This is a genomic window from Kitasatospora sp. NPDC093558 (assembly GCF_040683475.1).
Classification (GTDB): domain Bacteria; phylum Actinomycetota; class Actinomycetes; order Streptomycetales; family Streptomycetaceae; genus Kitasatospora.
Map to the genome: position 1 here is coordinate 1 of NZ_JBFBDY010000778.1, position 2,635 is coordinate 2,635.

At 67.4% G+C, this 2,635-nt stretch carries 2 protein-coding genes; both read right to left on the reverse strand.

The features are described from left to right. Nucleotides 1-239 precede the first annotated feature (239 nt). Nucleotides 240-1,805 (reverse strand): sialidase family protein, encoded by a 1,566-nt coding sequence (locus tag AB0O00_RS35075; RefSeq protein ID WP_363658758.1) that lies wholly within the window; start codon nt 1,803-1,805, stop codon nt 240-242. Between the two features lie 245 nt (nt 1,806-2,050). Beyond that, entirely contained in the window at nt 2,051-2,596 is a 546-nt protein-coding gene (locus tag AB0O00_RS35080) for a DUF2165 domain-containing protein (RefSeq protein ID WP_363658759.1), read from the reverse strand. Nucleotides 2,597-2,635: the final 39 nt, after the last annotated feature.

Here is a 2,635-nt window from a genome sequence, read left to right on the forward strand (position 1 = left end):
CGTGACCCCGGGCGGCCAGCGGCCCGGCTGGGCCGAGGACGGCGACCAGGCACAGTGCGGGCAGGACGCCGAGGCGGTAGCGGCGGCCCCGGGCACGGCGTGGATCCGGGACTCGGTTCGGCATCTCGACCGGAGTGTGCAGTTCGGACGGCTCTGCGGGCGGCCACTGAAGGTCGCGGTCACACTCGACCGAACCGCCCGTCGCGTCAGCCGAGAACGCATCGGCCCTGCCAGGACACTCAGTTCAGCACAGCCACCCAGATTCGCTGATGGGTCTCCGTTGGGGGCCAACACGCCGGCTCACCGGCGACGGTCGAGTACGCCTCCGCTCGCGCGACATACGTATACGGTCCCCCGGAAGCCATCTGGCTGTAGTCGCCCAGGAAGTACGTCGTGTCCTTGTAGGCCGCGAAGCGAATGTCCGTCTGAATCGAGTTGGCCTGTACCGGCCCGGCGAAAGCAGTGCCGTCTCTGCTCTGCTGCACATAGGTGTCGACGTTGACGTTGGTGCCTACGGTCGGGCAGCCACTCGGCGGCTCAAGTTCCACCGACTGCCGGCGCTGGCGGTACGCGACCCGCACGGCGCCTGACGCCGTGATGGTGATCATCGGATGGAAATGATTCACAAAGTCGCGCAGGCTTCCTTTGTTGACGCGAACCGGGGCGCTCCAGGTCTTGCCGTTGTCCCCTGACTGGCTGAGCACGATGTCGTTGACCGTGTCCTCGCGGAATCGCCCATCGGTCCACGCAGCGTAAATGACGCCGGTTGCGGGGTTGACGGTCACGGCTGCCGGGTCGAGCTTGTTGTGCTGTTGGCTGTCCGGATTGTTGAGCGCCTCGGCAACCTCGACCGGCGAGCCGAAGACGAGCGGCTCTCCGGGGAGTGACGGCGCGTTTGCCCGGATGAAGAAGTATTTCTCCACGTAGGGCACCCCAGGAGCAGACGGCTTGGATCCCGTGTCGTAGAAGATCCCGAGGGACCCGTCGGACAGGACCACGCCCTTGACGTCGGTTCCCGGGCTCACCCCGAGCGGACTCGCCGCCTGCCAGGTCGTACCGCCATCGTCGGAATAACTGGCAGCTGGAGCAAGCACCACCGGAACAGCCCCGGAGGTCCACATGGCGTACAGGCGCCCGGGGTGATGCCCGGCGCCAGTCCCATTGTCGACGACCAGGTAGGGGGTATCGTGAGACGGTAATCCCAGAGGTGTCTGCGGATCAACGGTCAACACATCGGACCAGGTTGCGCCACCGTCGGACGACCGAATCAAACCGAGCCCCGCAGGCTGTGCAGAATTCGGGAACTCCGGAATGAATGTCACGTAAACCTGGTTGTTCGGGCCGAATGCCACGATCGGGTCGGCCGTGAGCGCCCAACTGCCGTTGGCGGCCGGCCCGATCGGAAAGTTTCCGGCCTTCCAGGTCTGGCCGCCATCGAAAGTGGTGGCGTAGCCGATGTTCTGAGCCGCCCCGCACGATCCTTTGTTATACCCCTGGATGTAGGCGACGACGGCGTTCGACGGGTTGCCGGGGTTGACCGCGATGGAAGGCTCCAGGGTGGTGTCCCCTTCGAATTGAACCTCGGTACCGACGCCACAGAGCTGACTTGGGCTGGGCGCGGTGCTGTTCCCAAACGGATCGATGCCGACGACTTGATCGCGAAGAACGCTGATCCCTGTCCCGTCCCGGGGGGCGGCACCCGCCGGGGAAGCCTGAACGCATGTGATGGCCAGAACCGCAAGAACTGGTCCCGCGATCCGGCGCAGCCGCGACGTGCGCGGCGAGGGTTTCGTGGGTGAGGCCACGGCACCTGCCTCCTGCTTTCCGACGCCTGTGGTATCGCCGGCCGCTTACCGGGGCGACAGCGTCAGCGGATCACCGGAGGCGGACCGGGGCAACCGGGCTTACGCCGTGGGGGCGTCAGAGCGTCAACAACCTGGCCCTACCGCGGAGACCGTCCTCGTGGCACCGTGCCTCCGGGACGGCGGGTCCTGGCGGCGCCGGGGCCGGGGCCGCGCCGGGCGGGCAGGCAGTGCCGGTGCGGGTTTTCTCACTCCGGCGGGGTGTGTGGGCGGTGCGGCAGGTTCACCACCAGCAGGGCCAGGCCCGCCAGGGTGACGTTGCGGATCGCCGCGTCCAGGCCGTTCCACGTCTTCGACTGCCACATGGCGAACCACTCGCCGCCGATCCCGATGAAACCGGCTCCGAAGAGCAGCAGCATCAGCAGCAGGCCGAGGCTGCTGATGCGGCGTGCCAGCTGCGGCCGCAGCCACCAGGCGAATGTTCCCGCCGTCAGTACCAGGGCGCTCAGCGCCTCCCAGGCGATGATCGCGACGTAGGCCGCGTTCTGCAGGGCCGGGGTGGTGATCGAGCGCCACATCAGGTTGCCGTCCCGGAAGGTGGTGTCCATCGCCAGCACGTGCTGGACGAACTGCTGGTTGGTGGCGAAGTCGGTGACGTTCCCGAAGACCACGAGCAGCAAGTAGAGCGCGTTCGTCCCGGTGAGCACGGCCGCCGCCGCGGGCAGTGAGCCGAACGCGAGCACGCGGTCGCGGGTGGAGGTGCGGCTCGGGCTTGCGGGGCGGGTGGTCTGCATGCGGAAAAGGCTAGCCCCTGCGGGGAGTTGGTCAACGGG